A 21,800-nucleotide genomic window follows, 5' to 3' on the forward strand; every position below is an offset into this window, starting at 1 on the left:
TTGGCCTCCCTACAACTCCTCCCCCCTCCTGGGTTGTTCCGGAGGATGCGTCCCGCCACCGTCCTTCATGTCCGCTTCACAGGTGCGTCCGTAGTAAGACTGGTCATTGGGGATCAACAACACTCCGGCGACCTGCTCAGGATGCTGGACGCCGAGCCAATCGTCGCCCGTGAGGGGATCGTCGGCCGGCCCGAACGCCTGGGACGAGTAGACCGTCTTACACCCCAGCACCACACGCTTCTTGTCGACCGCGCAGGCGTCCACCGCAGCGTCGGAATAGCCGTTGGCGTTGTCGAAGCGGAAGCGGAAGCGGAAGCGGACCTGGTCGCCTTTGGAGGGCTCCTGCGGGTGGGGCTCAAGGCGCCAGTCGACGACCGCGGCGGTGACACCCAGAGGCCGTCCGTCCATGCCCACGACCTGCACCCTGACGCCGGCCTCACCGCGCTCCGCCGTCGTGTCGTTGCAGATCCAGGAAGAGCAGCCGGACAGGGCGAGAATCACCAGAGCCAGCGGGGCGACTGCGAATATCCGTGCAGGTGACACTGAAACGGCCTTCGGTCGGGGTGGGGCGGGGCGGGGTCGGGGGCCCCGCCTCAGTGCCTGGGGTGCGGCCCGCCCTAGGAGGTGAGGGCTTGCTCCTGGCGGGTGTCGAAGGTGGCGCGGGCTTGGGCGATCTCTTGCTGGTGGGTCTCGGTCCAGTCGACGAGGGCCTGGATCGTGGTGTGCAGGGTGGCGCCGAGCGGGGTGAGGGCGTACTCGACGCGGGGTGGGACGACGGGGTGGACGGTGCGGAGGACGAGGCCGTCGCGTTCGAGCTGGCGGAGGGTCACGGTCAGCATCCGCTGGCTGATGCCCTCGATGCGGCGGCGGAGTTCGGAGAAGCGGAGCGACTGGCGCTCCAGGTGGGCGATGGTCAGGAGTGACCACTTGTCGGCGACGCGGTCGAGGATCTGGCGCACCTCGCACCCCTCGCGGGCGTCCCACTGAAGAACCTCGTACGCCTGTTCGGTTCCTTCGCAGTGACCAGGTGACGTGAAAGTGCGTTCTTCCATGCTTCCCGAGGCTGCCTGATGATTCGAAGGGTCACAAGCGAAATCCGGACTCGCTTTCCGTGACCCGCCGTCAGCCCGCATGCCTCACGTGGACTTCAAGGGAACTCCACGCGCGCGGACCAAGAATGCGGCTCGTCCCGCACCACCATTCCTTCGCCGACAGGGGGCCTTTCCATGTCCACATCTCCATCCCTTCCGGGCAGCACCGACCGGATGAGCGGGCGCACGTGGGGCGTGCTCTTCGTGCTGTGCGGCGCGATCTTCCTCGAAGGCATCGACGTCGCCATGCTCAACGTGGCGCTGCCGGCGATCCGCGAGGACCTGGACATGTCCACCGGCATGCTCCAGTGGGTGATGAGCGCCTACGTGCTGGGCTACGGCGGGTTCATGCTGCTGGGCGGCCGGGCCGCCGACCTCTTCGGGCGCCGCCGGATGTTCGTCCTCTGGCTCGTGGTCTTCCTGCTCTTCTCCGGTCTCGGCGGCTTCGCCACCGAGGGCTGGATGCTGATCGTCGCCCGCTTCGTGACCGGTGTCGCCGCCGCCTTCATGACCCCGGCGGGCCTCTCGATCATCACCACGAGCTTCGCGGAGGGCCCGCAGCGCAACAAGGCCCTGCTCGTCTACTCCGGCACCGCGGCCGGCGGCTTCTCCATCGGCCTCGTCGTCGGCGGTCTGCTGTCCGCGATCGACTGGCGCTGGGTGTTCTTCGCGCCCGTCATCCTCTCCCTGATCATCCTCATCGCCGCCGTCGCGCTCATCCCCACGTCGCCGCGCCCGGACCGCACGGGCCAGGGCGTCGACCTGGCGGGCGCGTTCACCGTCACCGCCGCCATCCTGCTCCTCGTCTTCGGCGTCGAGCGCGCCACGCACGCGTCCGCCGCCTGGACCGCCGTCACGATCGGCGCGAGCCTCGCCCTCTTCCTCGCCTTCGCCGCGATCGAGCGCCGGTCCGCCTCGCCGCTGGTCCGCCTGGGCATCTTCCGCACCGGCAGCCTCGTCCGCGCCAACCTGGCGGGCATGCTCTTCGCCGCGGGCTTCTTCGGCTTCCAGTTCATCGCCGTGCTCTACCTCCAGGAGCTGCGCGGCTGGTCGAGCCTCCAGACGAGCTTCGCCCTGATCGTCATCGGCGTCGACGCGGTGCTCTCGCCGACCCTGACGCCCCGGCTGGTGGCCCGGTTCGGCAACGCGCGGGTCATCTTCGGCGGACTGCTCCTCGCCGCGCTCTCGTACGCGCTCTTCCTGCCGGTCGGCGCGGACTGGACCTACATGGCGATGTTCCCCAGCCTGATCATCCTGGGCCTGGCCTTCTCCCTCGCGTACGGGCCCCTCACGATCGTCGCGACGGAGGGCATCGCGGAGGAGGAGCAGGGCGTGGCCGGCGGTCTGCTGTACACGTCCTTCCAGTTCGGCGCGGCGCTCGGCCTGTCCTCCGTGACCGCCGTCAACATCGCGGCGACCGACGGCACCTCGCCCTCGGCCCTGCTCGACGGCTACCAGGCGGCTCTCGTCGTCCCGCTGGTCGCCGCCCTCGTCGCCGCCGTCATCAGCGCCTTCGGACTGCGGAGCCGGTCGGGCGCGAACGGTACGACCGGTACGAACGGCGCGACCGGCGCGACCGGCGCGGAGCCCGTCGCCTCGGGGGCTCCCGACGCCCCGGTGCCCGTCGAGTCGGTGCCGGTGCGATAGCCGCCGGCGTAGGAAGTGTTATTCCCCCGGATCGGATTTATTCCTTCCGAGCCGCCCCGGATAAAGGAGGAAAGAACATGGCCGCGCTTCAGGTGGATTCCTTCGCGGAGATCGAGCAGCAGTTCTTCGGATACATCCAGTCCATCGCCTACTGCACGATGGTCACGGTGGACAAGGAATCGCGGCCGCGCGCCCGTGTCCTCCTGCCCGTATGGGAATCGGTCGACGGAAGGCCCGTCGGCTGGCTGGCGGTCCACCGGACGCCGGTCAAGGTCGCCCACCTGGCGCGCAACCCGCACACCACCTACGCCTACTGGAGCCCCCGCCAGAACGCGGTCTTCGTCGACAGCGTCACGACCTGGGCGGAGGATCCCGAGGTCAGACGGTACACGTGGGACCTGTACCGGAAGGGCAGCCCGGAGGGGGTCGGGTACGACCCCGTCCGGTACTGGCCGGGCGGGCCCGAGGATCCCGCGTACCACGTCCTGCGCATCGACCCCTGGCGCGTGCAGGTGGTGCGCGGGACGGACCTCCAGAGCCGGATCTGGACCGGTGAGCCCGCCCGGAGCGCGGGATAGGGTACGGACGAGTTCGAGGGAGGCAGGACCGTGGCGCAGCAGGAACGGGCGATCCGCACCCGGAGGATCATCCTGGAGGCGGCGGCGGCGATCTTCGACGAGCGCGGCTACAAGGCGACGACGATCGCCGAGGTCCTAGAGCGGGCCGAGGTGACGAAGGGCGCGCTGTACTTCCACTTCCCGTCCAAGGGCGACCTGGCGCGCGGGGTCCTGGAGGGCGCCGTGACCACCGACGGCGTACGCCCGCAGGAGGTGAAGCTCCAGGAGATCGTCGACATCCTGCTCCTGCTGTCGTACCGGCTGCCCCGCGAGCCGATGCTCAGCGCGGCGCTGCGGATGGCGGTCGACCTGCACTCCCGGCGCGAGTTCGGCACCGCCTGGCCCGACTGGATCGCGCTGCTCACGGCGACGCTCCAGGACGCGCGGGGGCGCGGGGAGCTCCTTCCGCACGTCGTCGAGGCCGACATCGCCCGCATGCTGGTGTCCACCTGGACCGGTGTGCAGGTGGTGACGGAGGGGCTGCCGGACCGGCACGACCTGGCCGACGAGATCACCGGCCTGCTCCGGCTCCTGCTGCCCGCCGTCGCGCGGCCGGACGTCCTGTCCGCTCTGGAGGTCTCGCCGGACCGGGCCGCGCGCCTCTACGAGGAGATGACGGCCCGTCGTGACGGCCAGGAGACGGCGCCCGGCGCCAGCGGCTGACCCAGCAGCCGCTGGTGCAGGCGCTGGACGTCCGGTGACGGTTCGAGCCCGAGCTCGTCGCGCAGGACGCGGCGGAGCGCCCGGTACGCGTCCAGCGCCTCGGCCCGGCGGCCCGCCAGCCGGAGGGCGTCGATCAGCTGGGTGTGGAACCACTCGTTGAGCGGGTGGTCGTGGACCAACGACCGCAGGGCGGGAACGAGTTCGCGGAGCCGGCCAAGCCGCCGCATCGCGTCGACCCGCAGTTCGAGCGCCCCGATCCGCAGCTCCTCCAGGTGCACGACCCTCCCGGCGAGGACGGGCCCCACGGGTACGCCGGAGAGCACGGGCCCACGCCAAAGGGCGAGCGCCCGGTCGAGCGTCGCGGCGGCCTCCTCGTCGTACCCGGCGTGAAGTTCGTCCCGCCCCCGGGCGACGAGCCGCTCGAAGACCATGACGTCGACGGCGCTCTCGTCGGCGTGCAGGGTGTAGCCACCGAAGCGGGTGGCGAGGGAGGCGGCACCACCCTCCACCCCCTGACCCTCCGTCAAGATTCTCCGCGCATGGTGGACATAGGTCTGCACGGTGTTGAGGGCGGAGCGGGGCGGGTCGTAGCCCCACAGCTCACGCATGAGGGTGTCGGGCGGGACGAGATCACCGGCGGGCGTGAGGAGCACGGCGAGGACCTGGGAGACCTTGGGCGACGCCGACGGGAGGACCCGGCCGTCGTCGGTGACGATCCGGAACGGCCCGATGAGGTGGAACCTCATGACGCACTCCCCTTCTGACGGCTTCCCCAAAAATAAAACCACATATGTGGTTTGTTTTGGAGGGAGACAGAGCCCCGATCCGCGAGACTGGTCCGGGACGCCTTCCAGCCCCGGGCCGAGAAGCTGCGCGCCGGCCGCCCCGGTGGGCTGCGCGCCGCCATCGCCCGTACGACCACGGCCGCACAGGCGGTCTGGAGGCGCGACGCGCTCACCGCCGCCGACTACGCCATGCTGACGGGCGTCTTCCCGCCCCACGGCGTCACTGTGCCGGACCGGAACCCTGGCTGAGGCCGTCGATCCGGGCGCGGAGCCAGGCCGGATCGGGGTTGGTGTGGTGCCGGCCGGCGAGGAGCACGGTGGGCACGGTCTCGTTCCCGTCGTTCACCGCGCGCACGGCCGCCGCGCCCTCCGGGTCGCGCCAGATGTTCACCCAGTACGCCCTCCGGCCCCGGGCGCCGAGCCGCGCACGCAGCCGCATGCAGAACGTGCAGCCCGGCCGCCAGTACACGACGGGCCGCCCGTCCGCCTCGCTGCGCCGCAGAGCCTCGGCCGCACCGACCGACTTCGGAAAGACCAGCGGCGAGTTGACGGCGGCGAGCAGCAGAAACGGCACCAGCAGAGCCAGCCCGCCCACCGGACTCCCGCTCGCCACCCGACTGCCCGCGGCGAGCACCCCGGTGAGAGCCAGCAGAGTCGGCAACAACCAGGCACGCATCACGAGGCCAGGCTAGCCGCCCCGCCACGGGGGCGCGGGACGCGGGGCGGGCAGCGCCAGGACTGCGGAAGCGGAGCGGCCACGGGCAGCGAACACCGCTCCGGACAGGTCGAGTTCGTCACGTCCCCTGTCGACACCGCGCGTTAGCCGCCGGACGGTTCGGGCCCGGCCGCTCGGTCGAGTGCGTCCCAGGCGAGTCCTGGGCGTTCGGCGAACGCCTCGGCCACGCGCCCCGGGCCCCTCGGCGGGGGGCGGTCGGTCGGCGCGGGCCCGCTCGGCGGGAGGCCGTCAGGGGGTACGGCGGCCCGCGCGGCGAGCGCCAAGCCGGTGCCGGGGACCCGCTCGGTGGGCATCGGTCGGTTGGTGCGGCGGGCCGCTCGGCGGGGGCCGGTTAGGCGGTGCGGTGCTCTGCTCGGCGGGTGTTCGTTGGTTGGTGCGGGGGCGCTCGGTGGGGGCTGTTGGTTGGTGTGGCGGGGTGCTCGGTGGGGTGGTGGGGGCTGGGGTGGTGGGGGTCAGGGGGTCAGGACGCCTGTTAGGAAGGGGTTTAGTGCTTCGGCCCAGGCTTGGGGGTGGGTGTAGTGGAGGAGGTGGCCGGCGTCGGGGATCTCGGCGTAGGCGCCGTGGGGGAGGACGCGGACCATTTCCTGGGCCTCGGCGCGGCCCAGTTCGCCGTCGAGGCCGCGGACGACGAGGGTGGGGCAGCGGACCTGGGCGAGGGAGTCCCAGTGGGCGTCGTGGACCCAGGTCTCGCGGGAGGTGAGCATCTGGTCCGGGTCGAAGACCGGGTGCCAGCCGTCGGGCCGCTCGGCCATCACCTCGGCGAAGAACGCGCCCCGCGCCGGGTTCGGGGTCTCGACCCACGGGTCGTCCGCGCCGAACCAGCGGTGCACCGCCTCCAGCGTCGGGAAGGGCGCCGGCCAGCCCCGGAACCAGTCCTGCCAGGCGCGCTGCGAGGCCGCGCCGAGCGCGGAGGCGCGCATGTCGCAGATGACCAGGGCGCGGACCAGGTCCGGGCGCTCGGCGGCGAGCTGCCAGGCCGTCAGCGCGCCCATGGAGTGGCCGACGAGGGTGACGGGGGCGAGTCCGAGCCGTTCGATGACGGCCGCCGCGTCCGCCACGTACGCCTCGCGTGTGAAGGGGCCCGCGGGCGGCTTCTCGCTCGCGCCGTGGCCGCGCTGGTCGAGCGCGAGGGTGCGGTGGCCGCCGGCGAGGAGGGCGGCGGCCGGGGCCCAGTGGGCCGCGTGGCCCATCAGGCCGTGGAGCAGTAAGACGGGGGCGGGCGCCGTGGACGGTTCGGGGGGCCCGGGGGGTGTCGGGGGCCCGGGGGGCGTCGGGGGTGCGGGGGGTGTGGGGGGTGTGGCGCGGTCCTCCGGGCCGGAGGGCTGGCGGGCGATGCTCACGGCGGTGGCGCGCGGCGTGGGCGGGCGCGCGGCCGTCCGGGCCTCGGGGGCGGTAGCCGTACCGCCGCCCTCGGCCGTGAACTCCCAGGCCGCCAGCCGGATGCCGTCGGCTCCGGTGACGTCGAGTCGTCGCGCCATGTTCTGGCACCCCCTCTTTCCCGTCGAACCCCGCCAGACTATCGAACTCGCATTCGAAAATGCGCTTCTGCCGCCCAACACCCCTCGTTCGAGTGACGGGCCTCAAGGATTGGCGCGCGCGGCCGAGGGGAGATCTTCAACGGGAGGCGGGCCGCTCGGGGAAAACGGTCCGGCGGGACCGACCTAGGGAGCTCGGGGCTCCAGGTCGGAACAGGGGAGGACAGGCCCCGGCGCCGCGAGGCGCCGGGGCCCTCTGCCGTCCGAGCCAGGCCACCCGGCGGAAGCCCGGGGGCGGGCGGCAGCAGGCGTCGGCGTACGGCCCCTGTCGGTCGCATGACCCCACCCTTCCGCGCATCACGCAGCGCACGCAGCTCGCTCCAGCCTGGCACGCCGAAGCCACGCGCGTGGCCATTCCGGCGTAAAGGGGGCGCGCGGCGCCCCGAAGCCAGCCGGATCGATGCCCGTTCGTAACCGAGCGCGAGCGCACGCGCCCCCGCGCGCGGGCGCCACCGAGCCCCCTCACGCGGGGCCTCGGCGAGGTACGAGCCCCGCACTGCGAAGGAGGCGTGCGCTGCTGGGCCCGCTCACGCGGAGAGCTACGCTGCGAAGCCCGGCGCTGCTGGGCCCGCTCGCGCCTAGACCCGGCGTGGCGAGCCCGCCCACGCGGGACCCGGCACAGCACGAGCCCGCTCACGCGGAGCCCCGCGCGCAACGAGCCCCGCTCTGCGGAGCCCCGCTCTGCGGAGCCCCGCACTGCTGGGCCGCTCACACCTAGACCCGGCGTAGCGAACCCGCCCACGCGGGACCCGGCACAGCACAAACCCGCTCACACGGAGAGCCCCGCGCGCAACGAGCCCCGCTCTGCGGATCCCCGCACTGCTGGGCCCGCTCACGCCTAGACCCGGCACAGTACGAGCCCGCTCACGCGGGACCCCGGCGCGGTACGAGCCCCGCACTCGGAGCCTCGCGCTGCTGGGCCTCGTACCGCCTGGCCCGGCGGCGTCGAGACCCGTACCAGCGGGCCCGTACCGCCTGGCCCGGCGGCGCCCAGCCCAGCCGCGCCGAGCTCAGCAGAACCGAGCCCGCTCACGCCGAGCCCGGCCACGCCGAAACCCGGCAACGCCGAGCCGGCCACTCACGCCAACCCCGGCCACGCCGAGACCCGGCAACGCCGTGCCGGCTCGGTCACGCCAGCCCAGCCACGCCAGCCCAGCCACGCCCGGCACAGCCTCGCCGAGCCCGGCAGCGCCGAACCGGGCCTCCCAGCCTCGCCGAGCCCGGCAGCGCCGGGACCCGGCGGCAGCGCCGGACCGACCCGCTCCCGCCCGGCGCAGCCGGCTGCTCAGCGCTTTGCGACGAAGACGTGGGCTGCTACTTCTGCGTCTAGTTCTGCTGCTTCGCCGCTGCTGCCTACCAGGACGCCGCCTGCGGACTCCGAGACGGAGACTACGGAGCCGGGCTGGACGCCGGCTCGGCGGAGGGTGTACATGAGTTGGGCGTCGGTCTGGATGGGTTCGCCGATGCGGCGGACCACTACCGTCTTGCCGCCGGTCGCGTCCAGGTCCGCCAGGGAGACCATGGAGTCGTCCAGGAAGGACTCGGCCTCGGCCTTCTCGCCCAGTTCCTCCAGGCCCGGGATGGGGTTGCCGTACGGCGACTCCGTCGGGTGGCGCAGGAGCTCCAGGACGCGGCGCTCGACGGCCTCGCTCATGACGTGCTCCCAGCGGCACGCCTCCGCGTGGACCTGCTCCCACTCCAGGCCGATCACGTCGACGAGCAGGCACTCGGCGAGACGGTGCTTGCGCATGACGCGCGTCGCGAGACGGCGGCCCTCCTCGGTCAGCTCCAGGTGGCGGTCGCTCGCCACGGCGACCAGTCCGTCCCGCTCCATGCGCGCGACCGTCTGGCTCACCGTGGGGCCGCTCTGGTCGAGCCGCTCGGCGATCCGGGCACGCATGGGGACCACACCTTCCTCCTCAAGCTCGAGGATGGTGCGGAGATACATCTCCGTTGTGTCGATCAGTCCGGACATTCGTGCCCCTCGATGAGTCGTGCGCTGGCCCTGCACCAATTCTTGCGCATCGGGCCGACAAGCGGGCGGCCCCCGCCCCGGAGCGGGAGAACTGGGGACAACGGGGCGGTGGAGGCAGTATTGACAGAGCAATGGTCCAGACCGCACCGTGATCGGCGACCTCGACGAGAAGGAGCTTCCTCACATGGGCGAGTACGCGGGCGGAAACACCGGGGACGCAGCCGCGAGCACGGCGGAGAGCAAGCTGGCGGGACGGTTCTTCGACGCGGCGATCGGCCTGCTCCAGCAGGTCCGCGACGAGGACGCGGCCGACATCGCCGCCGCCGGAGCCGCCGTCGCCGAGGCCGTCGCCAACGGCAACCGCCTCTTCACCTTCGGCGCCGGGCACTCCTCGCTGCCCGCCCAGGACGTCGTCTACCGGGCCGGCGGCCTCGCCCTGATGAACCTCCTCGTCGTCCCCGGCGTCGTCGGCGTCGACGTCATGCCGGCGACGCTCGGCTCCGCGCTGGAGCGCGTCGACGGGCTCGCCGGAGCCGTCCTCGACTCCTCCCCCGCCGCCGCGGGCGACGTGCTCTTCATCATCTCCCTCTCCGGCCGCAACGCCCTCCCCGTCGAGATGGCCATGAACGCCCGCGCCCTCGGCCTCACCGTCATCGGCGTCACCTCCGTGGCCTACGGCACCGAGACGAAGTCCCGGCACGTCTCGGGGTCGTACCTGAAGGACCACTGCGACATCGTCCTCGACTCGAAGATCGCGGTCGGCGACGCGGAGCTCACCCACGAGGGCATCGACGCGCCCTTCGCCCCCGCCTCCACCGTCGTCACCAGCGCCCTCATGCAGGCCACCATGGCCGCCGCCGTCGAGGAGCTCGTCCGGCGCGGGATCGAGCCGCCGATGCTGCGCTCGGGGAACGTCGACGGCGGGCACGAGTGGAACGGGCGCGTGATGACCGAGTACGCGGATCGGATCTTCTACAAGCACTGAGTCCGTACGGAGTCTCCCTGTCTCCCTGTCTCCCTGCGCTCAGCCGAGCGGCGGTACGTCCAGTGCCGCCGCCACCCGGGCCGCTACCGTCTCCGCGTAGAGCGCGTCCTGGCGGTCGAAGCCGCCCCGTGCGGGCGTACGGAGGAAGGTGAGGACGCCGACGGTACGGCCCCGGGAGCGCAGCGCCGTGCACAGCGCGTGCGCCGTGTCCGGGGGCCAGTGGCGGTCCGCCGCCCACGCCGCCGCGTCCCGGCCCGCGCTCACCCGCACCGAACCCGCCCGGTCCCACGCCTGGAGGGCCGGGTGCTCGGGGCCGTACCGCTGCGGGAAACCGCCGCCGAGGCCGTCACCGTCCGGGGCGCCCGCCGGGGACGCCACCGCGCGGGTCAGCCGCCGGTCGCCCGCCACCCGGTCCACCACGCCGTGGTCCGCGAACCCGGCCAGCGCGAAGTCCAGCAGCACGGCGACCGCCTCCGCCGGATCCGCGTACTCCGCCGCCGCCACGCCCGCCCGGTGCAGCTGGCTCCAGCGGAACCGGGTCCGGTCCGCCTCCCGCGCCGCGAGCCGCTCCTCCGTCACGTCCTGGAAGAGCCACGCCACGCCCAGCGGCACCGGCTCCTCCGTCATCGGCGAGGACAGGCGCACGAAACCGCTGCGCCAGCACCGGCGCCGCTCCCCCGCGCCCGAGGCGGACGCGAGCGTCACCCACAGGTCCGCCGGGGCCGGCGGGCCGCCCTCCGCGAGGACGTACTGGAGCGCGCCCTCCAGCTCCTCCACGCCCCGCGCCACGACATCGCCCAGGGGGCGGCCCAGCAGGGTCGTACGGCCGGCGCCGATCGCCTTCGCCGCGTAGCCGTTGACGACCGCCGGACGCAGGTCCGCGTCGATGAGGACGACGCCCCAGGGCGCGTCGTCGAACAGCGCCTCGCTCAGCGCGATCGACCGCTCCAGGTCGATCTGCACGTGCACCTCGCTGAAGGCGCAGTACACGCCCGCGGGCCGCCCGTCGGCGCCGCGCACCCCCGCCGACTGGCTGCGCACCAGGACCCGGCCGCCGTCCTTGCGGAGCAGCGCCAGCTCGTGGACCTGCCGGCCCGGCGTCCGCATCGCCCCCATGAGGCGGGCGAGCGTCTCCTCCGCGTCGGCGCTGCGCGCCGCCCAGCCGTCGAACCCGCGCCGGCCCACGGCTTCCGCCGCCGGCCAGCCCAGGATCCGCTCGGCCTCGCGGTTCCAGTGCGTCACCGTCCCGCCCGCGTCCAGCGCGCACAGCGCCGCGTCCATCCCGTCGAGCAGCGCGGCGAGCAGATCGCCGCCCGCCCCCGGCACGGAAGCGGTGTCCCGCGTGGACCCCGTGAAGGCACTCACCTGGCACTCCCCCCGGTAACCCCCCTGATGCAGGCCATTCAACTGGAACGTGACCCAGAACACACCTGGTTCGGCGAAACGGATTTACCCGGAGGCGGGTTGGCGGGGGTCAGGTCGGGGAAACGAAGCCCGACTCGTACGCGGCGATGACGGCCTGAGTGCGGTCGCGGGCGCCCAGTTTGGCGAGGACGGCGCTCACATGGGACTTGACCGTCTCCGTGCCGACGACGAGGCGGGCGGCGATCTCCGCGTTGGACAGGCCCCGGGCCATGAGGCGCAGCACGTCTTCCTCCCGGTCCGTCAGGTGCGCGCGGGCCAGGGCCTCGTGGGCCTCGTTGACGGGCCGGTCCTGCGCGTAGGAGGCGGCCAGGTCGCGTACGGCCGCCGGGAAGAGCAGCGAGTCGCCCTCGGCGACCAGGCGGACGGCGTGCACGATCTCGGCGGGCCGGGCCCGCTTGAGGAGAAACCCGTCGGCGCCGGCGCGCAGGGCCCCGTACACGTACTCGTCGTTCTCGAACGTCGTCACCACGAGGATCTTCGGCGGCGCGTCGACCGTGCGGAGGACGGCCCGGGTCGCCTCGATCCCGTCCATGAGAGGCATCCGCACGTCCATCGCGACGACATCGGGCCGCAGACTCCGCACGAGCGGAATCACAGCGGCCCCGTCCGCGGCCTCCCCCACCACCTCGATATCCGGCTGAGCCTCCAGAACGACCCGCAGACCGGCCCGCACGAGAGGTTCGTCATCGACGAGGAGGACCTTGATCACCATCCGGCGAGCGTAGCGAGCGCGGCGGGGGCCGCGTCAGTGCGGCGGGGGCGCTTCCGCGCGGCACGGGGGCCGCGTCGGCGCGGCGGGGGCCGCGTCGGCGCGGCGTGGGGGGGTGGGTCAGCGGAGGGGGAGGTGGATCGTTACGTGCCATTCGCCGGCCGTCACGCCGGTTTTGGCTTCGCCGCCCAGGAGGGCGGCTCGTTCGCGGATGCCTCGGAGGCCGGTGCCTGAGCCGGGGGCGGCGGGGGGACGGGCGGGCGGGAGGGGGTTGGTGACCTGGAGGCGGAGGCGGGAGTCGTCGGCTGTCACGTGGACGGTGACGGGGACCGGGCCCGCGTGGCGCAGGGCGTTCGTGAGGGCCTCCTGGAGCATGCGGTACGCCTCCCGGGAGACGGGGCCGGGGAGTTCGGCGACGGGGCCGGTGATCTCGGCGTCCACGCGCGCGCCCGAGGAGCGGGCCGAGTCGAGGAGGCGGGCGGCCTCGTCGAGGCCGGGGCCCGCGCCGGACGGGCGGCGGCGGCCGGTCTCGCGCAGGAGCAGCAGGACGCGTTCGAGGTCCTCCAGGGCGGCCCGGCCGGTCTCCTCGATGGTGGCGAGCGCCCGGTCGGTGAACTCGGGGTCCTTCGCCGCCCGCGCGGCGCCCGCCTGCACCACGGCGAGGGTGAGGGCGTGGCCGAGGGAGTCGTGGAGTTCGCGGGCGATCCGGTTGCGTTCGAGGAGGCGTTCCGTACGGTCCTCCAGGGCCGCCATGCGCTCCTTGACCGACGGGCCGAGGAGGCGGCGGGCGACCCGCGTGTCCAGCCGGCCGCCGGCGACGACCAGGGCGAGGAGGACGAGGAGGGGGAGCGGGGTGAGCGCCGCGGAGCCCTCTGGCGGGGTCAGCGACACCACCACCGGCTCCTCCACCGACACCCCCGACATGACCAGCGCGACCTGGACCAGCCAGATCGACAGCAGCCAGGCCGCGAGCCCCGCCTCCATCCGGAACACCAGCCACAGCGCCGTCCTGCCCCGGTCCGTCCAGGACGCGGACGGGGCCGTCGAGATGCCCGTGTCGGCACCGCCCGTGTCGGCCTCGCTGCCGGTCGCCCCGTCGCCGGCCGCGCCCTCGCGCTCGTTTCCGCCTCGCACGCGCGCGTGCTTGCCGGGGAAGAGCATCAGGCGCGCCTGGAGGCCCTCGGCGCGGCGCGCGGTGGGGAGCAGGGCGACGGCCGCGACCAGCGGGACGGGCAGGGCCGCCGCGATTAGCCAGTCGACGACACCCGGGTCGGACAGGCCCGGGTAGATCAGCCCGCCGGCGAGCGGCACGATCGCGCCGATCAGCAGGTGCAGCCAGCGCGTGTACGTGACCGCGCGGACCAGCGGTCGTACGAGAGTGCGGAGGAGCGACAGCGGTGCGGGTGCGGGCATTCGGTGATCTTCTCAAGCGGCGGGCCCGGGCGGCTCCCCCGCGCGGGGGAGGCGGTCCCCTCCGGCAGGGGATGGCCCGGGGGCGTCCGGCCGCGAGGCTGGACCCATGACCAGCATCGACGTCAAGAACCTCACCAAGGAGTACGGCGGCAGGCGCGCGACCCGGGCCGTGGACGGGCTGACGTTCCGCGTCGAACCGGGGCGCGTCACCGGCTTCCTGGGACCCAACGGGGCCGGGAAGTCGACCACCATGCGGCTCGTCCTCGGCCTCGACCGGCCGACCTCCGGCTCCGCCACGATCGGCGGACGCCCGTACGCGACGCTCGACGAGCCGCTGCGCACGGTCGGCGCCCTCCTCGACGCGCAGGCCGCGCACCCGTCCCGGACCGGCCGCGACCACCTCCGCCTCCTCGCCGCGAGCAACGGCATCCCGGCCCGCCGGGTCGACGAGGTGCTGGCGGAGACGGGCCTGGAGTCCGCCGCCCGCCGCCGGATCCGGGGCTACTCGCTGGGCATGCGGCAGCGGCTCGGCATCGCCGCCGCGCTCCTCGGCGACCCGGGGGTGCTGATGCTGGACGAGCCGGCGAACGGCCTGGACCCGGAGGGCATCGTCTGGATCCGGGGGCTGCTGCGCCGGCTCGCGAGCGAGGGCCGCGCGGTCCTGGTCTCCAGCCACCTCATGAACGAGACGGCGACCTTCGCCGACCACCTCGTGGTGCTGGGCCGGGGCCGGCTCCTGGCGGACGTGCCGATGCGGGACTTCATCGACGCCCACAGCCACGCGCGCGTGCGGGTGCGGACCGGCGATCCGGTACGGCTGCGGGCCACGCTCCTGGCGAAGGGGTGGGCGGTCGGGGACGCGGCGGACGGGGACGGCCGGTGGCTGGTGGAGGGCGCCTCCGCCGAGGAGATCGGCGCGGTCGCCGCCCGCGAGGGCATCCCCGTCTTCGAGCTCGCCGACGAGCGCGCCTCGCTGGAGCAGGCGTATCTCGCTCTCACCTCGGACGCCGCCGAGTTCACCGCCCGTACCCCTCAGGAGGTCTGACGTGTCCGCGCTCTCCCCCACCGCCGTCCTGCGCTCGGAGTGGATCAAGGTGCGGTCGGTCCGGTCGAGCTTCGGCTCGCTGGTCGCCGTCTTCGCCGTCGCCCTCGGGATGAACCTGCTGCTGTACGTGAGCGTGGGCGGGCCCGAGCCGGACGGCAAGGGCGACCCGGTCTTCCGGGCCCTGTTCCACACCAACTTCGCGCAGATCGCGGCCATCGCCTTCGGCGCGACCGCCGTCTCCTCCGAGTACCTGAACGGCGCCCTGCGGAACTCGCTGGCCGCCGTGCCGCGCCGGGGCCTGCTGTACGGGGCGAAGGCGGCGGTCGTCGGCGGCGCGGCGCTCGCGGTGGGCGTGGTGACGTCGTTCGTGACGTTCTTCGCGGGCCAGGCGTTCGCGGGCGAGTACGCGATCGGCATCGGGGAGCCGGGGGCCCTGCGGGGCTGCTTCGGCGCCGGGATCTACCTCGCGCTGATGGCGCTGCTCGCCTTCGGCCTGACGTTCCTGCTGCGCAGCGCGGTCGGGTCGCTGAGCATCCTCGTCCCGGCGCTGCTGATGCTGCCGTTCGTCATCGGCGACGTCTCGGCCGGTGCCGCCGACTACCTGCCGGACCGGGCCGGCGGCGCGGTCCTCTACCAGACCCCGATCGGCGCGCTGGGCCCCTGGACGGGCCTGGGCGTGGCCGCCCTGTGGACGGCGGCGGCGCTCGGCGCGGGCTGGTGGGCCCTGCGACGGCGGGACGCCTGAGAACGCGGAGACGGCGGGGCGCCTGAACACCGGGACCACAGGCGCCTGAGAACGCAGACGACCCGTGGGCCTTTGGTCCCGTCCGCCTAGGTTCGGACGGGAGCCGGCCGGACTTACCGGCGGCCCACGGGTCGGGTGACTGCTTGGGTTTCGGCAGCTGGCCTGCCGAGGTGCACATCGTGCGACGGCAGGCCCTAGCCCGCAGTCACCTCACGAGTCCGAAAAGAAATCATGTTTCCGGATCACCTCCTTTCGCGTGTACCCACACCCTACGAACGCCCCGGGAGGCCCACAAGCGATTTACGCGAGCACCCGCGGCCGTGCCTACGGCGCCAGCCGCTCGACCTGCCAGCCCTCGCCCTGGGCCTCGCCCTCGCGGAAATACCGCAGCCGGTCGTGCAGGCGGTTCTCGTGGCCCTGCCAGAACTCGACCGTCTCCGGGACGACGCGGAAGCCGCCCCACTGGGGCGGCACCGGGACCTGCTCCGAGTCCGGGTGGCGGGCGGCCAGTTCCTCGTAGCGGGCCAGCAGTTCCTCGCGGGAGGCGATGACCGAGGACTGCTCGCTCGCCCAGGCGCCCAGCTGGGAGCCGTGCGGGCGGGTGCGGAAGTAGGCGGCGGTCTCGTCGCGGCCGGTGCGGGCGGCGCGGCCGGTGACGATGACCTGGCGGGCCAGCGGGTGCCAGGGGAAGAGCAGCGAGACGTACGGGTTGGCGGCCAGTTCGGTGCCCTTGCGGGAGCCGTAGTTGGTGAAAAAGACGAAGCCGGCGTCGTCGTAGTGCTTGAGCAGGACCGTGCGGGAGGAGGGGCGCCCGTCGGGCGTCGCGGTCGAGACGACCATCGCGTTCGGCTCGTGGATCGCCGGGCTGGCGGCGGTCTCCTTGAACCACGACGCGAACTGCCGGATCGGATCGGGAGCGAGATCGGCCGCGATCAGCTCCTTGGTGCGGTACTGCTCGCGCATGTCGGCGGGGTCCAGGGCGTCGGTCACGGGGCCATCCTGCCGCAGCACCCCAGTCTGCCCGCCACGGCGGGGCGTCAATCCTTCGTCCCCGGTTCGGCGCAGTGTGCCGGATGTCACGCTTCCCCGCATCATCGGAACCGTACAGACTCAACCGCTGGATGACTGTTCAGTCCCACCAGCGACCGCCGTTAGGTTGATCGATCATCGATAGAAGGAGCCGCCTGATGTCCGACTTCGTACCGGGCCTCGAAGGAGTCGTCGCGTTCGAGACCGAGATCGCCGAACCCGACAAGGAAGGCGGCGCGCTGCGCTACCGCGGGGTCGACATCGAGGACCTCGTCGGGCACGTCTCCTTCGGCAACGTGTGGGGTCTGCTCGTCGACGGCGCCTTCAACCCCGGCCTGCCGGCCGCCGAGCCCTTCCCGATCCCGGTGCACTCCGGCGACATCCGGGTCGACGTGCAGTCCGCGCTCGCCATGCTCGCGCCGGTCTGGGGCCTCAAACCGCTCCTCGACATCTCCGCCGAGCAGGCCCGCGACGACCTCGCCCGCGCCGCCGTCATGGCCCTCTCGTACGTCGCCCAGTCGGCGCGCGGCCAGGGGCTGCCGATGGTGCCGCAGAGCGAGATCGACAAGGCCGAGTCGGTCGTCGAGCGCTTCATGATCCGCTGGCGCGGCGAGCCGGACCCGAAGCACGTCAAGGCCGTCGACGCGTACTGGACCTCGGCCGCCGAGCACGGCATGAACGCCTCCACCTTCACCGCCCGCGTCATCGCCTCCACCGGCGCCGACGTGGCCGCCTCGCTCTCCGGCGCGGTCGGCGCCATGTCCGGCCCGCTGCACGGCGGCGCGCCCTCCCGCGTCCTCGGCATGATCGAGGAGATCGAGCGGACCGGCGACGCGACGGCGTACGTGAAGCAGGCCCTCGACAAGGGCGAGCGCCTGATGGGCTTCGGCCACCGCGTCTACCGCGCCGAGGACCCGCGCGCCCGCGTGCTGCGCCGCACGGCCAAGGAGCTGGACGCCCCGCGCTACGAGGTGGCCGCGGCGCTGGAGAAGGCGGCCCTGGAGGAGCTGCACAGCCGCCGTCCGGACCGCGTCCTCGCGACGAACGTCGAGTTCTGGGCGGCCATCGTCCTGGACTTCGCCGAGGTCCCGGCGCACATGTTCACGTCGATGTTCACCTGTGCCCGCACGGCCGGCTGGTCGGCGCACATCCTGGAGCAGAAGCGCACCGGCCGCCTCGTCCGCCCCTCGGCCCGCTACACGGGCCCCGGCCAGCGGGACCCGCGCGCGATCGAGGGCTACGCCGACATCGCGGGCTGACGCCTGGCGGCTGGCGCCTTGCGGCTAGGCCGGAATGTCCTGGTGGAGGAGGAGGTCCGTGTGGTGGCGTGCCGCTACGAGCGGGTGCGCGCGGACCTTTCCTTTTAGTTCGTTGCGGCCGTACTCGGCGAAGAGCGGGTTCGCCGGGTCGGTCGTCACGCCCGGTGCCCGCCCCGCGTACGGGAAGTCGAGTGGGGCGATGCGGGCGTCGAGCCGGGGGTTGTAGAAGAACGGGACGGAGTACCGTTCCGTCGCGCCGGGCGGGGAGACCACCCGGTGGTTGGTGGCGAGCAGATAGCCGTTCGTCGCGACTTCGAGGAGTTCGCCGAGGTTGACGACGAAGGCACCGGGCAGCGGCGGCACGTCGTGGAACCGCCCGTCCTCCCGCTGCACCTGGAGCCCGCCCACCTGGTCCTGGAGCAGCAGGGTCAGGAAGCCGTAGTCCTTGTGCGCGCCGACGCCCTGGTCGTCGCCGTCGCCGCTGCTGCCGGGGTAGCGCACCAGCTTGAGGTGCGGGTGGGCGCGGGGCCCGAAGCTGTCGGCGTAGAAGTCCTCGCGGGCGCCGATCGAGGCGAGCAGCTCGCGCAGCAGCTTCTCGGCGACGCCGCTGAGCCGGTCGATCCAGTGCAGGGCCGCCGTGCGCAGCCCCGGCAGCGCCTCGGGCCACTGGTTGGGGCCCTCCAGCCACCAGTACGGGGGCTCCCAGGGCGCGGGGACGCGGGCGGGCCGCTCGGCGCCGATGTCGAGCTGGTCGCGCCAGTCGCGGGCGCCCTGGGTGCGCTCGTCGCCGACGCGGGTGTAGCCGCGGAAGTGCGGGGAGTTGAGGTTGTCGACGGCGCGCCGGTCCGCCTCGGGCAGCGCGAAGAAGGCGTGCATGGCGTCGGTGAGGGCCCGGGTCTCGGCCGCGGTCACGCCGTGCCCGACGAGCTGGAAGAAGCCGACGTCGTGGGCGGCGGAGTGCAGCTGGGCGTGGAGCAGCCGACGGGCGTCGGGGCCGCGGTCGGCGGCGGAGAGGTCGACGATCGGGAGCTGCGAGGCGTAGGAGAGAGTCGAGGTGGCTGAGCGGGTGGGTGCGCTGAGGCTCATGGATGCGTCCGCGGGTGTACGGGTCCCGGGGCGGCCGCCGGGGTGGGGCGGGGGCCGCGGGTGCCGGTCGACGGGGGTCGGTGGAGGGACCCCGCGGGGCAGACAGGTGGGTGCCCCTGGGGTCAGGCGGCGCGGCGACAGCTCATGCTCGTGACGCGGACGAAGTCCACGTGACGGCGGCGAACGAGCAGAGGCATGCGACCAGCGTACTGCGGGCGGCCCGCTTCGCCTGTGGCCCGCGTCACGTCCGCCTCGGCCCGTACGGCATAGTGGGAGGCGTGCGTGCGGCACAGTGGGTGGCGTGCTGATCACCGTCGCGGATGTCGAAGCCGCAGCCGAAAGCCTCACCGGACACGTCGTACGGACTCCGACCCTGCCCAGCCCCGGACTGACCGCGCTCCTCGGCGCGGACGTCACGGTGAAGCTGGAACTGCTCCAGCGCACCGGCTCGTTCAAGGCGCGCGGGGCGGCCGCCAAGCTGCTCTCCCTGACGCCCGCGGAGCGCGCCGCGGGGGTCGTCGCGGTCAGCGGCGGCAACCACGGCATCGGCCTCGCGGTCATGGCCGGGGCGCTCGGGGTCCGGGCGACCGTCGTCATGCCGCGGTCGGCGCCGTCGCGGGCCGTGGACACGGCGAAGGGCGCGGGGGCGGAGGTCGTCCTGGCGGACACGATGCACGGCGCGTTCGCGCGCATGGAGGAGCTGCGGGCGGGTGGGCTCACGGCCGTGCACCCCTTCGACGACCCGGTCGTCGTCGCGGCGCAGGGCACGGTGGGTCTGGAGTTCGCCGAGGACGCGGGCGAGCTGACGGACGTCCTCGTCAGCATCGGGGGCGGCGGGCTGATCGCGGGCGTCGCCACGGCGCTGCGCGCGCGCCGCCCCGGCGTCCGCGTCTGGGGCGTCGAGACGGAGGGCGCCCACGCCATGAGGGCGGCGCTGGACGCGGGCGGCCCGGTGCCGGTCGAGCTCTCCTCGATCGTGTCGACGCTGAGCGCGCCCAGCGTCTCCGCGCTCACCCACGCGCACGCCGAGGCGCTGGTGGAGGACGTCCTGACGGTCACCGACGCGGAGGCCGTCCAGGGCACCCTGGACCTGGCCGAACACGCCAAGGTCTGGGCCGAACCCGCCGCCGGCTGCCTCCTCCCCGCCGCCCGCCGCATCCTCGACCGCACAGGCCCCGACACCCGCCTGGGCCTGATCATCTGCGGCGGCAACACCACGACGACGGACGTCGCCGCCTGGGCGTCCCGCTTCGGCCTGCGCTGATCCGCGGTGCGGGGCTGGGGCGGGGGGGTGTTCCGCGCGCACGACCACGCCGAGGGCCGGGGCCGGCGCCGCCCTCGAAGAGCCCGCGGACGTACCGGCCGCACGACGCGGGACACGCCCCGTGCCGGAAGGGCTACGGGGAGGGCGCGCCGGGCGGGGCCGGATCCGCGCGTCTCCCGTGCCCGCAGGGCTGCCGGGAGGGCGGGTGCCGGGCGGGCCGGGGCCCGGCAGGGCCGCCGGGAGCGGGTCCCGGGCGGGCCAGGGTCCGGAAGGGCGCGGCACGCGCGTCTCCCGTGCCCGCAGGGCCGCCGGGAGGGCGGGTCCCGGGCGGGCCGGGGCCCGGAAGGGCGCGGCACGCGCGTCTCGCGTGCCCGCAGGGCCGCCGGGAGAGCGGGTTCCGGGCGGGCCGGGGCCCGGCGGGGCGCGCCCCGGGGCGGGGCTAGTCGGTGGTCAGGGCCTCGTCGATGAGGTGGGACCACTGAGCCACGACGCGGTCGCGGCGGGTGGTGTCGTCGGTGAGGAGGGTGGCGAGGCCCAGGCCGCGGGCCATGTCCAGGAGGCCCTGGACGGTCTCGCGGACGCCGGGGCGGGACTCGTCGGCGCCGAGGAGTTCGACGGCGATCCGGTGCGACTCGCGGCCGACGCGGGCCTCCAGTTCGGTGACCCGGTCACGGAGCTGCTCCTCGTTTGAGGCCGCCACCCACAACTGGAGGGCGGCCCGGAACAGCGGGCCGGTGTAGAGGCCCACGAGCGCGGTGACCGTCTGCGCCCGGTCGTCCGTCGGCAGCGCCCGCAGCGCCTGCGAGCGCTCCTCCGCCACGTACTCGACCGCCGCCGTGAACAGGTCCTCCCGGGTCGGGAAGTGGTGCTGCGCGGCGCCCCGCGACACCCCCGCCCGCTCGGCGACCACGGCCACCGTGGACCCCGCCCAGCCGTACTCGGCCAGACACGCCACAGCCGCCTCCAGAAGCCGCTGCCGCGTAGCCCGACTCCGATCCTGCTTGGGACTGCGGTCTGCCGCCGCCTGCCCAGGCGTGGGGCCGTCGGATCGGGGTGCGGTCACAGCCGCCATTCGGGGTCCCGTCGTTCGAGGAAGGCTGTCATGCCTTCGCGTGCTTCGGGGGAGGCGAAGAGTGTGGCGGAACGCTGCACCAGTTCCTCCGCGTCGCGCTCGAAGGTTTCCAGGACTCTAGCGGTGACCAGCCGTTTCGACTCGCGCAGGCCCTGCGGCGAGGCGGCGCGCAGGCCGTCGAGGATCGGTTCGAGCGCGTCGTCGCCGGCCGTGACGAGGCCCATCGCGCGGGCCTCCGGGACGCCGAAGCGCTCGCCGGTGAGGTAGTAGCGGGCGGCCGCGCGCGGCTCCAGCCTGGGCAGCAGGGTCAGGGAGATCACCGCGGGCGCCACCCCGATGCGTACCTCCGTGAGCGCGAAGTCCGCCCCCTCCCCCGCCACCACCACGTCGCACGCGCCCAGCAGGCCGAGGCCGCCCGCGCGCGCCCGGCCGCCGGGCATGACGTGCCCGACGACCGGCTTCGGCAGCTCCACGACCTGCCGGAGCAGGTCGACGAAGACGTACGGGCTCGGCGGCGCCTTCAGGTCCGCGCCCGCGCTGAACGTGGAGCCGGTGTGGGTGAGCACCACCGCCCGTACCGACGGGTCCTTCCCGGCCGCCGTCAGCGCCTCGCCGAGTTCGGTGACGAGCGCCGCCGAGAGGGCGTTGCGGGTGTCCGGGGAGTCGAGGGCGAGGGTGGTGATCCCCCGCTCCTCGGTGACGGCGACCAGGGTCATGTG

Annotated in this window: 23 protein-coding genes; 9 read left to right on the forward strand and 14 right to left on the reverse strand. The window is 73.8% G+C overall.

The genetic code is table 11. The annotated features are described in order from the left end of the window. Positions 1 to 9: 9 nt before the first annotated feature. Together ACFXMG_RS16645 and ACFXMG_RS16650 are read right to left on the reverse strand one after the other, a co-directional pair. Positions 10 to 501 (reverse strand): hypothetical protein, encoded by a 492-nt coding sequence (locus ACFXMG_RS16645; protein ID WP_383818178.1) that lies wholly within the window; start codon positions 499 to 501, stop codon positions 10 to 12. Between the two features lie 116 nt (positions 502 to 617). Beyond that, on the reverse strand, positions 618 to 1,052 hold the full coding sequence (locus ACFXMG_RS16650) for a winged helix-turn-helix transcriptional regulator (protein ID WP_383818176.1): 435 nt from the start codon (positions 1,050 to 1,052) through the stop codon (positions 618 to 620). Positions 1,053 to 1,265: 213 nt separating this feature from the next. Between ACFXMG_RS16650 and ACFXMG_RS16655 the strand changes: the two genes are divergently transcribed. The 3 genes from ACFXMG_RS16655 to ACFXMG_RS16665 all read left to right on the forward strand — a co-directional run bounded on the left by ACFXMG_RS16655 (position 1,266) and on the right by ACFXMG_RS16665 (position 4,018). After that, the gene (locus ACFXMG_RS16655) at positions 1,266 to 2,738 is read left to right on the forward strand and encodes an MFS transporter (RefSeq protein WP_383818175.1); all 1,473 of its coding nucleotides are present in this window, start codon (positions 1,266 to 1,268) and stop codon (positions 2,736 to 2,738) included. A 77-nt stretch (positions 2,739 to 2,815) separates the two neighbouring features. Further along, positions 2,816 to 3,316, forward strand: coding sequence for a pyridoxamine 5'-phosphate oxidase family protein (locus tag ACFXMG_RS16660; RefSeq protein WP_383818174.1), 501 nt, complete (start codon positions 2,816 to 2,818; stop codon positions 3,314 to 3,316). Between the two features lie 30 nt (positions 3,317 to 3,346). Then, positions 3,347 to 4,018 carry a ScbR family autoregulator-binding transcription factor gene (locus ACFXMG_RS16665; RefSeq protein ID WP_383818172.1) on the forward strand — a complete coding sequence of 224 codons (672 nt, stop codon included), beginning with the start codon at positions 3,347 to 3,349 and terminating at the stop codon, positions 4,016 to 4,018. On the opposite strand, the gene ACFXMG_RS16670 is transcribed toward ACFXMG_RS16665, so the two are convergent. Then, positions 3,958 to 4,764, reverse strand: coding sequence for a BTAD domain-containing putative transcriptional regulator (locus ACFXMG_RS16670; protein WP_383818170.1), 807 nt, complete (start codon positions 4,762 to 4,764; stop codon positions 3,958 to 3,960). The two genes, ACFXMG_RS16665 and ACFXMG_RS16670, sit on opposite strands and share 61 nt — an antisense overlap. Before the next feature lie 51 nt (positions 4,765 to 4,815). On the opposite strand from ACFXMG_RS16670, the gene ACFXMG_RS16675 reads away from it, so the two are divergent. Continuing rightward, on the forward strand, positions 4,816 to 5,052 hold the full coding sequence (locus tag ACFXMG_RS16675; protein WP_383818169.1) for a hypothetical protein: 237 nt from the start codon (positions 4,816 to 4,818) through the stop codon (positions 5,050 to 5,052). On the opposite strand, the gene ACFXMG_RS16680 is transcribed toward ACFXMG_RS16675, so the two are convergent. The 4 genes from ACFXMG_RS16680 to ACFXMG_RS16695 form a co-directional block, all read right to left on the reverse strand. Beyond that, positions 5,024 to 5,482 (reverse strand): glutaredoxin domain-containing protein, encoded by a 459-nt coding sequence (locus tag ACFXMG_RS16680; RefSeq protein ID WP_383818168.1) that lies wholly within the window; start codon positions 5,480 to 5,482, stop codon positions 5,024 to 5,026. The genes ACFXMG_RS16675 and ACFXMG_RS16680 overlap by 29 nt on opposite strands. 140 nt (positions 5,483 to 5,622) lie before the next feature. Continuing rightward, positions 5,623 to 5,832: a hypothetical protein gene (locus ACFXMG_RS16685; RefSeq protein WP_383818166.1), complete on the reverse strand. Its 210-nt coding sequence runs from the start codon at positions 5,830 to 5,832 to the stop codon at positions 5,623 to 5,625. Positions 5,833 to 5,991: 159 nt separating this feature from the next. Further along, positions 5,992 to 7,017: an alpha/beta fold hydrolase gene (locus ACFXMG_RS16690; protein ID WP_383818165.1), complete on the reverse strand. Its 1,026-nt coding sequence runs from the start codon at positions 7,015 to 7,017 to the stop codon at positions 5,992 to 5,994. A gap of 1,342 nt (positions 7,018 to 8,359) precedes the next feature. Then, complete coding sequence (locus ACFXMG_RS16695) at positions 8,360 to 9,049, reverse strand: metal-dependent transcriptional regulator (protein ID WP_383818163.1); 690 nt, start codon at positions 9,047 to 9,049, stop codon at positions 8,360 to 8,362. Between the two features lie 184 nt (positions 9,050 to 9,233). Here ACFXMG_RS16695 and ACFXMG_RS16700 point away from each other — a divergent pair, with 184 nt between their 5' ends. Beyond that, positions 9,234 to 10,034, forward strand: a complete 801-nt coding sequence (locus tag ACFXMG_RS16700; RefSeq protein ID WP_383818161.1) for an SIS domain-containing protein — start codon at positions 9,234 to 9,236, stop codon at positions 10,032 to 10,034. A gap of 39 nt (positions 10,035 to 10,073) precedes the next feature. Here ACFXMG_RS16700 and ACFXMG_RS16705 read toward each other — a convergent pair whose 3' ends face one another. The 3 genes from ACFXMG_RS16705 to ACFXMG_RS16715 all read right to left on the reverse strand — a co-directional run bounded on the left by ACFXMG_RS16705 (position 10,074) and on the right by ACFXMG_RS16715 (position 13,581). Continuing rightward, positions 10,074 to 11,399, reverse strand: coding sequence for a PAS domain-containing protein (locus ACFXMG_RS16705; RefSeq protein ID WP_383818160.1), 1,326 nt, complete (start codon positions 11,397 to 11,399; stop codon positions 10,074 to 10,076). A gap of 109 nt (positions 11,400 to 11,508) precedes the next feature. After that, positions 11,509 to 12,171 carry a response regulator gene (locus ACFXMG_RS16710; protein ID WP_383818159.1) on the reverse strand — a complete coding sequence of 221 codons (663 nt, stop codon included), beginning with the start codon at positions 12,169 to 12,171 and terminating at the stop codon, positions 11,509 to 11,511. A 117-nt stretch (positions 12,172 to 12,288) separates the two neighbouring features. Then, on the reverse strand, positions 12,289 to 13,581 hold the full coding sequence (locus ACFXMG_RS16715) for a sensor histidine kinase (protein ID WP_383818157.1): 1,293 nt from the start codon (positions 13,579 to 13,581) through the stop codon (positions 12,289 to 12,291). A gap of 106 nt (positions 13,582 to 13,687) precedes the next feature. Between ACFXMG_RS16715 and ACFXMG_RS16720 the strand changes: the two genes are divergently transcribed. Both ACFXMG_RS16720 and ACFXMG_RS16725 read left to right on the forward strand, forming a co-directional pair. After that, positions 13,688 to 14,626: an ABC transporter ATP-binding protein gene (locus tag ACFXMG_RS16720; protein WP_383818155.1), complete on the forward strand. Its 939-nt coding sequence runs from the start codon at positions 13,688 to 13,690 to the stop codon at positions 14,624 to 14,626. Between the two features lies 1 nt (position 14,627). Then, positions 14,628 to 15,371: an ABC transporter permease gene (locus ACFXMG_RS16725; protein ID WP_383818153.1), complete on the forward strand. Its 744-nt coding sequence runs from the start codon at positions 14,628 to 14,630 to the stop codon at positions 15,369 to 15,371. A 324-nt stretch (positions 15,372 to 15,695) separates the two neighbouring features. On the opposite strand, the gene pdxH is transcribed toward ACFXMG_RS16725, so the two are convergent. Continuing rightward, complete coding sequence (gene pdxH, locus ACFXMG_RS16730) at positions 15,696 to 16,334, reverse strand: pyridoxamine 5'-phosphate oxidase (protein ID WP_383818198.1); 639 nt, start codon at positions 16,332 to 16,334, stop codon at positions 15,696 to 15,698. A 224-nt stretch (positions 16,335 to 16,558) separates the two neighbouring features. On the opposite strand from pdxH, the gene ACFXMG_RS16735 reads away from it, so the two are divergent. Then, positions 16,559 to 17,659, forward strand: a complete 1,101-nt coding sequence (locus ACFXMG_RS16735; protein WP_383818152.1) for a citrate synthase 2 — start codon at positions 16,559 to 16,561, stop codon at positions 17,657 to 17,659. Positions 17,660 to 17,683: 24 nt separating this feature from the next. On the opposite strand, the gene ACFXMG_RS16740 is transcribed toward ACFXMG_RS16735, so the two are convergent. Then, on the reverse strand, positions 17,684 to 18,745 hold the full coding sequence (locus tag ACFXMG_RS16740; protein ID WP_383818150.1) for an isopenicillin N synthase family dioxygenase: 1,062 nt from the start codon (positions 18,743 to 18,745) through the stop codon (positions 17,684 to 17,686). A 304-nt stretch (positions 18,746 to 19,049) separates the two neighbouring features. Between ACFXMG_RS16740 and ACFXMG_RS16745 the strand changes: the two genes are divergently transcribed. Next, on the forward strand, positions 19,050 to 20,009 hold the full coding sequence (locus tag ACFXMG_RS16745; RefSeq protein WP_383818197.1) for a threonine/serine dehydratase: 960 nt from the start codon (positions 19,050 to 19,052) through the stop codon (positions 20,007 to 20,009). A 439-nt stretch (positions 20,010 to 20,448) separates the two neighbouring features. Here the strand turns inward: ACFXMG_RS16745 and ACFXMG_RS16750 are convergent, their stop codons facing one another. Together ACFXMG_RS16750 and ACFXMG_RS16755 are read right to left on the reverse strand one after the other, a co-directional pair. Beyond that, positions 20,449 to 21,081 (reverse strand): TetR/AcrR family transcriptional regulator, encoded by a 633-nt coding sequence (locus tag ACFXMG_RS16750; RefSeq protein ID WP_383818149.1) that lies wholly within the window; start codon positions 21,079 to 21,081, stop codon positions 20,449 to 20,451. Continuing rightward, entirely contained in the window at positions 21,069 to 21,797 is a 729-nt protein-coding gene (locus ACFXMG_RS16755) for an enoyl-CoA hydratase family protein (protein WP_383818148.1), read from the reverse strand. The genes ACFXMG_RS16750 and ACFXMG_RS16755 overlap by 13 nt, the downstream gene beginning before the upstream one ends. Positions 21,798 to 21,800 lie beyond the last annotated feature (3 nt).

It is taken from the genome of Streptomyces sp. NPDC059201, assembly GCF_042754585.1.
Lineage (GTDB): Bacteria > Actinomycetota > Actinomycetes > Streptomycetales > Streptomycetaceae > Streptomyces.